This is a genomic window from Geodermatophilus sp. SYSU D00691 (genome assembly GCF_054050275.1).
This window is the reverse complement of record NZ_JBJGYZ010000008.1, coordinates 168323-175319: the sequence shown is the minus strand read 5'-3', so window position 1 is coordinate 175319 and position 6997 is coordinate 168323. Positions and strand designations below refer to the sequence as shown.

General features: G+C 72.4%; 6 protein-coding genes and 1 pseudogene. 4 read left to right on the top strand and 3 right to left on the bottom strand.

Features of this window, described 5'->3' with window-relative positions:
* Together ACI797_RS08580 and ACI797_RS08575 are read left to right on the top strand one after the other, a co-directional pair.
* Window positions 1–196, top strand: a pseudogene (locus ACI797_RS08580) (S-(hydroxymethyl)mycothiol dehydrogenase); the annotation flags it as partial.
* Between the two features lie 2 nt (window positions 197–198).
* Window positions 199–1074, top strand: a complete 876-nt coding sequence (locus ACI797_RS08575) for a methylenetetrahydrofolate reductase (RefSeq protein WP_456858200.1) — start codon at window positions 199–201, stop codon at window positions 1072–1074.
* Between the two features lie 10 nt (window positions 1075–1084).
* On the opposite strand, the gene ACI797_RS08570 is transcribed toward ACI797_RS08575, so the two are convergent.
* Window positions 1085–2206 carry an aromatic ring-hydroxylating oxygenase subunit alpha gene (locus ACI797_RS08570; RefSeq protein ID WP_456858199.1) on the bottom strand — a complete coding sequence of 374 codons (1122 nt, stop codon included), beginning with the start codon at window positions 2204–2206 and terminating at the stop codon, window positions 1085–1087.
* A 197-nt stretch (window positions 2207–2403) separates the two neighbouring features.
* Window positions 2404–3195, bottom strand: a complete 792-nt coding sequence (locus ACI797_RS08565; RefSeq protein ID WP_456858198.1) for an IclR family transcriptional regulator — start codon at window positions 3193–3195, stop codon at window positions 2404–2406.
* Window positions 3196–3324: 129 nt separating this feature from the next.
* Here ACI797_RS08565 and ACI797_RS08560 point away from each other — a divergent pair, with 129 nt between their 5' ends.
* Both ACI797_RS08560 and ACI797_RS08555 read left to right on the top strand, forming a co-directional pair.
* Window positions 3325–3645 carry a bifunctional 3-phenylpropionate/cinnamic acid dioxygenase ferredoxin subunit gene (locus tag ACI797_RS08560; RefSeq protein WP_456858197.1) on the top strand — a complete coding sequence of 107 codons (321 nt, stop codon included), beginning with the start codon at window positions 3325–3327 and terminating at the stop codon, window positions 3643–3645.
* The gene (locus ACI797_RS08555; protein WP_456858196.1) at window positions 3642–4814 is read left to right on the top strand and encodes an NAD(P)/FAD-dependent oxidoreductase; all 1173 of its coding nucleotides are present in this window, start codon (window positions 3642–3644) and stop codon (window positions 4812–4814) included. Before ACI797_RS08560 ends, ACI797_RS08555 begins: the two co-directional genes overlap by 4 nt.
* Window positions 4815–4983: 169 nt before the next feature.
* Here ACI797_RS08555 and ACI797_RS08550 read toward each other — a convergent pair whose 3' ends face one another.
* Complete coding sequence (locus ACI797_RS08550; protein WP_456858195.1) at window positions 4984–6831, bottom strand: BCCT family transporter; 1848 nt, start codon at window positions 6829–6831, stop codon at window positions 4984–4986.
* Window positions 6832–6997 lie beyond the last annotated feature (166 nt).

Here is a 6997-nt window from a genome sequence, read left to right as displayed (position 1 = left end):
GGGTGGGGCGATCAAGTCGAGCTGGTACGGCGACTGCCTGCCCTCGCGGGACTTCCCGATGCTGGTCGACCTGTACCTGCAGGGCCGCTTCCCGCTCGACGACTTCGTCACCGAGACCATCGCGCTCGAGGACGTCGAGGCCGCGTTCGAGAAGATGCACTCCGGCGAGGTCCTGCGCTCGGTCGTGGTGTTCTGACGATGGCCGCGCGCATCGAGAAGGCCGTCGTCAGCGGCGGCCCAGGTGCAGCCGTGGAGACGGCGCTGCGCGGGGTGAGCTACGAGGTGCTGCCGCTGCGGAACACCGAGCCGGCGGTGGTCGAGCACGTCCCGCGCGACGTGCCGGTGACGATCACGGTGACCGAGGCCAAGGGGCTGATGCCGACGGTCGAGCTGGCCGAGCGGTTGTCAGGGCACGGGTTCTCGGCCACGCCCCACCTGGCCGCCCGCCTCGTTCGCGACGAGGCCCACCTGGCCGACGTCGTGGCCCGGCTGCGGGCGGCCGGAGTGGAGGGCGTGTTCGTCATCGGCGGTGACGCCGCGATGCCCGCGGGGCCGTTCCCCGACGCGCTCTCCCTCCTCGAGGCGCTCGAGGCCGGCGGCCAACCGTTCCGGCACGTGGGGATCGGCGGCTACCCCGAAGGGCACGGGCACATCGACGCGGAGCTGATCGAACGCGCCCTCGAGCGGAAGGCCCCGCACGCGACGCAGGTCATCACCCAGCTGTGCTTCCACCCCCGCACCACGACGGCGTGGGCGCGGCAGGTCCGGCAGCGGGGCGTGGACCTGCCGATCCGGGTCGGGCTGCCCGGTGCCGTGACGCGGCAGAAGCTGGTGCGCATCTCCGCCGGCCTGGGGCTCGGCCCGTCGGCCCGGTTGCTGGCGAAACAGCACAGCATGCTCTGGCGCTTCTTCCTCCCCCACGGGTACCGGCCGGACCGGCTCGTCGAGCGGCTCGCGTCGGCGGTCGGCCGGGCGGACACCCGCCTGGCGGGCTTCCACCTGTTCACGTTCAACGAGGTGGCGCGGACCGAGGCGTGGCGCCAGGAGTGGCTGGCGCGCCTGGCCGCCCGGTAGCCGCACCCGCTCAGACCGACAGGCGCTCCGTCAGCCACTCGTGGAAGGCGCCGATGTGGTGCTCGGAGGGCACGAGCACGCCCCCGTTGGCGTAGGCGCGGGACGACATGGCCGGCTGGGTCCGCTCGCAGGCGGCGAAGTCCTGCTCGTTCACCCGGTGGAACAGCTCCACCGACCGCGTCACGTCCTTGCCCGACCCGACCACCTCGTGCGAGTACAGCCAGTCGCACTCGACGATCGTCCGGTCGGCCGCGAGGGGGAACATGCGGTGGAAGATGACGTGGTCGGGCACCAGGTTGACGAACACGGTCGGCTTCACCGTGATGGCGTAGTAGCGCCGGTCGTGCCCCTCGTCGACGCCCGGCAGCCGGTCGAAACCCTCGCGGCCGTCGACGGTGAAGCCCTGGATGTCGTCCCCGAACTCCGCACCGTGCCCCACGAAGAACTGCGCCGCGTAGCCCTCGGCGAACTCGGGGAGCACCTCGGTCAGCTCCGGGTGGATCGTCGCGCAGTGGTAGCACTCCATGAAGTTCTCGATGATGAGCTTCCAGTTCGCCTGCACGTCGTAGGTGATGCGGCGCCCCACCGACAGCGAGTCGAGCTGGTAGCGCTCGATCGACCCGACGTCGCCGAGGCGCTCGACGACGTCGGCCACGACCGCGTCCTCGAACGAGGGCGGATCCTCGGCCAGGCACACCCAGGCGTAGCCCAGCCACTCGTGCAGCGCCACCGGCACCAGGCCGTACGCGACCCGGTCGATGTCGGGCATCTTCGTCAGGTTCGGGGCGGCGACGAGCTTGCCGGAGAGGTCGTAGGTCCAGGCGTGGTACGGGCATTGGAAGGCCCGCTTGACCTCGCCGGAGTCCAACGTGCAGATCTGGGCACCGCGGTGCCGGCAGATGTTGAGGAACGACCGCAGCTGCCCGTCGCGGCCACGGACGACGAGGACGCTCTCCCGGCCGACCTGGACCTTCTTGAAGGAACCGGGGGTCGGGAGGTCGCTCGAGCGCACGGCGCAGAACCACATGTCCTCGAACACGTGGGACTGCTCGAGCGCGAAGATCGCGGGGTCGGTGTAGTACTGCCCCGGCAGGGTGGAGATGAGGCTCGCGGGCAGGTCGGTGGTGGTCATACGGCACCTCGGTGTTCCGGGGGCGACATGGGACACGCCGGGAGATCGGGGCGACGCAGCACGGCGTCGACCTCGGTCGCCGTCCGCCTATGACCTCGATGACGACCGATGTGTTGCACATTACCCACCAGATTGCGCTACTCGCAACAACTGCGAGCCGGGTCCCGTGCGACCGACCCCGCCCGACCGGGCGGCGCCTAGCCGAAGAAGCCGAGCCGCCTGCTGAGCTCGTCGGCGGCCGAGACCACCCGCCGGGCCAGCCGCGGGAAGTCCGCCCGGTCCAGGCGGAAGGAGGGACCGGAGACGCTCAGCGCGGCGATCACGTCGCCGTCCACGCCGCGGACGGGAGCCGCGACGGCGGTGAGCCCGACCTCGTACTCCTCGACCGTCGACCCCCACCCCTGCTCGACGATCTCGTCGAGGTGCCGCTGCAGCAGTTCGGGATCGGTGATCGTGGCGGGGGTGAAGCGCGGCAGCTCGCGGGACAGGATGCCCTTGCGGACGGCGTCGGGGGCGTGGGCCAGCAGCACCTTGCCGCTCGAGGTCGCGTGCAGGGGCGTGCTCTGCCCCACCCAGTTGTGCGTGCTGAGAGCCGCCGGCCCGCGGGTCTGGCTGACGTTCACCGCCCGGTCGTTGTCGAGGATGGCGATGTTGACCGTGTCCTCCAGATCGGCGGCCAGTGCCGCGCAGATCTGGCGCCCCTCCCGGGCGACGTCCAGCTGCACGGCGGCCGCGCCGGCGAGGCGCACGATGCCGAACCCCAGCCGGTACTTGCCCCGGTCGGCCAGCTGCTCGACGAAGCCCCGGCTCTCCAGTGCCGCGACCAGCCGGAAGGCCGTCGACTTGTGCACGCCGAGCTCGGCGGCCACCTCGGTGACGCCCGCCTCCCCCTGGGCCGCGAGGATCTCCAGGATGCTCAGCGCACGGTCGACGGACTGGACGACGGCGACCGAGTTCCGCTCCCCGTTCACATCCTGCGGCTCACTCATGCGCTCAGCGTAGGTCGCAGGCCACGCAGCACCGCTCCTCCTCTTGACGGTGGGGAGCTCTCCAGGCCAGACTGTTGCGCTATCGGCAAAGCGTTGCAGCATACGCAACAAAGACAGCCTGGAGCGTTCATGATCCCGGTCTGCCCCACGACCGCGCTGCCGCCCGGCGAGGCGATCCGAGTCGAGGCCGAGGAGCCCATCGCGGTCTTCAACGCCGACGGCGACCTCTACGCCATCGACGACACCTGCACCCACCAGGACGCCTCGCTGGCCGACGGCTGGCTGGACGGCTGCTCCGTGGAGTGCCCGTTGCACGCCTCCTGCTTCGACCTGCGCACCGGCAAGGTCTCCGGCCCCCCGGCCAAGAAGGCGGTGCGCACCCACCGGGTCGTGGTCCGGGACGGCCACATCTACGTCCAAGCGGGGATCCCGGCGGACGGTGCCGCATGAGCCCGACGGTCGCCGTGGTGGGCGCGTCGCTGGCCGGCCTCTCCGCCGCCCGCGCGCTCCGTGAACAGTCCTACGACGGCCGGATCGTGGTCATCGGCGACGAGCTGCACGCCCCCTACGACCGCCCGCCGCTGTCGAAGGGGTTCCTGGCCGGCACGGCCTCGCTCGACGACATCGCCCTGGGCGCGCCCGACGACGAGGACCTCGACCTCGAGTGGCGGCTGGGCGCCACGGCGGTCGGCCTGGACCGCCGCAGCCGCTCGGTGCTGCTGCGCGACGGCAGCGAGGTCCGGGCCGACGGGGTCGTCCTCGCCACCGGCGCCCGCGCGCGTCGCCTGCCCGGCGAGCGCGGCCTCGCCGGGGTGCACGTGCTGCGCTCCTTGGACGACGCGGTCGCCCTCCGGGAGGACCTGGCCACCGCCGAGCGCCTCGTCGTGATCGGCGCCGGTTTCATCGGCGCCGAGGTCGCCTCCACCGCCCGCACGCTCGGGCTGGAGGTCACCGTCGTCGAGGCCCAGCCCGTCCCCCTCGCCGGCCCGATCGGCACCGAGATGGGCGCGGTCTGCGCCGAGCTGCACGCCGACCACGGCACCCGACTGCTCACCGGCACGGGGGTCGCCGGACTCCTCGGCGGCGACCGGGTCGAGGCCGTGGAGCTGACCGACGGCACCCGGCTGCCGGCCGACGTGGTGGTCGTGGGCATCGGCGCCGTGCCGAACACCGAGTGGCTGGACGGCTCCGGCGTGGCCTGCGGCAACGGCGTCCTCACCGACGCGCGCGGCGCCACCGGCGTCCCCGGAGTGGTGGCCGTCGGCGACTGCGCCGCGACGTGGTCGGACCCCGCCCAGCGGCACGTGCGCACCGAGCACTGGACCAACGCGCTCGAGCAGCCGGCCACCGCGGTGGCCACCCTGCTCGGTGCCGGGGAGCAGGCCCCGGCGGCGGTCCCCTACTTCTGGTCCGACCAGTACGGCGCCCGCATCCAGTTCGCCGGCTCGCGGCGCGAGGGCGACGTCGCGCGGGTGGTGGAGGGCGCCTGCGCCGAGCGGTGCTTCCTCGTGGTCTACGAGCGGGACGGCGTCCCCGTCGCCGTCCTCGGGATGAACCAGCCGCGCCTGTTCACGCGCTGGCGCCGGCAGCTCCGCTCCGCCGTCGCGACGTCGTCCTGACGGTCGCGGTCCGATCGGACCGCAGCACCAGCGACCGCCCCGGACCCCGTGGTCCGGGGCGGTTCCTCGTTCGGGCTGGGGACGCCCCACCCGTCGACGACGCGCAGAACCTCCGGGCAGGGACCGGGGTCGGTCCCTGCCCGGAGGCCTGCCGTGGTGGAGCGGTCGCCTACTCGCGCGGGTCCCTCGGGCGGCCGATGGGCTCCGCCTCGGGTCGGCCCTGCGTCGGGACGGGCGGCTCCGCGGCCGGCGCCACGAAGTTGCCGCTCGGGGTCACCGACAGCCCGCCGTCCCGCTCGGTGCTCGGCGGCGCCGCCCGTCCCGCTCCGGCCTCCTGCGAGGGTCGGCTCGCGGTCCGCTCCACGACGAGGACGAAGTCGTCGCCGTGCCGGCTGATGCCGTCGACGACCGCCTTCTCGATCGCCGAGGTGGCGTAGTTCCCCCGCAGCACCATGGGATCGCGGCGGAGGTCCTTGACGAGGCTCACCGCCATCGCCGCCATGACCAGCGCGAACGGCAGTGCGGCGATGATCGTCAGGTTCTGCAGCCCGGTCAGGGCCGCCCCGTCCTCGCCCAGCAGCAGCATGATCGCCGCGACCGAGCCCATCACCACGCCCCAGAAGACGACGACCGAGCGGCTCGGCTCCAGCGTGCCGCGCTGCGAGAGCGAGCCCATGACGATCGAGGCAGCGTCCGCCCCGGACACGAAGAAGATCGCCACGAGCACCATCACGAGCACCGTCGCCGCGGTGGCCAGCGGGAACTGGTCCAGGACGGCGAACAGCTGCCCCTCGGTGGTGCCCTGCCCGGCGATGTCGGCGCCACCGCGCTGCGCGTCGATGCCGGCACCGCCGAAGACCGCGAACCACAGGAGGCTGACCATGCTGGGCACCAGAAGCACGCCGGTGACGAACTGCCGGATGGTCCGACCACGGCTGATGCGCGCGATGAACAGCCCGACGAACGGCGTCCAGCTGATCCACCAGGCCCAGTAGAAGACCGTCCACCCGCTGAGCCAGGTGGCCATCGCGTCACCGCCGGTCGCCTCCGTGCGCGCGGCCATCGCGCCGAGGTCGGAGAAGTAGCTGCCGACCGCGTCGGGCACCAGGTTGAGGATGAAGACCGTCGGGCCGAGGACGAAGACGAACAGCGCGAGCAGCAGCGCCAGGACCATGTTGATGTTGGACAGCCACTGGATGCCCTTGGCGATGCCGGAGACCGCCGAGGCGACGAACGCGGCGGTCAGCACCGCGATGATCCCGACCAGCACGGCGTTGCCCACGTCGCCGGCCCAGCCGAGGATCTCGAGCCCGCTGCCGATCTGGAGAGCGCCCAGCCCCAGCGAGGCCGCCGACCCGAAGAGCGTGGCGAAGATGGCCAGGACGTCGATGATCCGGCCGGCCGGGCCGGTCGCCCGCCGCTCCCCGAGCAGGGGGATGAAGGCCGAGCTGATCAGCTGGCGCCGGCCTCGCCGGAAGGTGCCGTAGGCGATGGCCAGCCCGACGACGGCGTAGAGGGCCCACGGGTGCAGCGTCCAGTGGAACAGCGTGGTCGCCATCGCCGTCTGGATCGCCTCGGGCGTCTCCGCGTCGGTGGTGAGCGGCGGTGGGGAGACGTAGTGCGAGAGCGGTTCGGCGACGCCGAAGAACATGAGCCCGATGCCCATGCCGGCGCTGAACATCATCGCGATCCACGAGACGGTGCGGAACTCCGGCCGCTCGTCGTCGCGCCCCAGCGGGATCCGCCCGTACTTGCTGGCCGCCAGCCAGATCACGTACACGACGAACGCGGAGGCCAGCAGCACGAACAGCCAGCCGAGGTTGCTGGTGATCCAGCCGAGCACCGTCGTGCTCGCCGAACCCAGGCCGGTGGGAGAGGCGAACCCCCAGGCCACGAAGCCGAGCGCCATGACCGCCGCGACGGCGAAGAGCACCTTGTCCACCGCCCAGTGGCGGTCGGCCATGCAGGGCGGCGGCTCGGCGATCGCGGGGTGGATGTCGTCCTCGGGCGCGTCCACGGCGGGGCTCTGCAGCTGTGCTCCGCGGGCCGCGCCGGGGTCGTCCGGGCGACCCTGTGGCGGGCCGGGGGGCGAGGCTTGCTCTCGACGCGATGGCTCCATGACAGTCCCCTATCGTGTTGCGTCATCCGAGACTCGCTTCGCATGAGGGAACCAGAGCTGCGGG